Raw genomic sequence first — 241 nt, 5'->3', positions numbered from 1 at the left:
CTTCAACTCGCCCTCGAACCCCTCGGGTGCTGCCTATTCGCGCGAAGAACTGACCGCGCTGACCGAAGTGCTGATGCGCCACCCGCATGTCTGGGTGATGACCGATGACATGTATGAACATCTCACCTTCGACGGGTTCGAATTCACCACGCCCGCGCAGGTCGAGCCCGCGCTCTATGATCGCACGCTGACGGTCAACGGCGTCTCGAAGGCCTATGCGATGACCGGCTGGCGGATCGGC

Annotated in this window: 1 protein-coding gene; it reads left to right on the top strand. The window is 62.2% G+C overall.

The annotated features are described in order from the left end of the window. On the top strand, positions 1 to 241 hold a 241-nt coding region (locus B3D39_RS07435; RefSeq protein ID WP_286789567.1), incomplete at both ends, for an aminotransferase class I/II-fold pyridoxal phosphate-dependent enzyme.

Origin of the sequence: Thioclava sp. UBA3469 (genome assembly GCF_002378135.1) — a bacterium.
Taxonomy (GTDB): domain Bacteria; phylum Pseudomonadota; class Alphaproteobacteria; order Rhodobacterales; family Rhodobacteraceae; genus Thioclava; species Thioclava sediminum.
The sequence above is the reverse complement of the archived record's forward strand: the minus strand, read 5'-3'. Positions and strand labels throughout refer to the sequence as shown.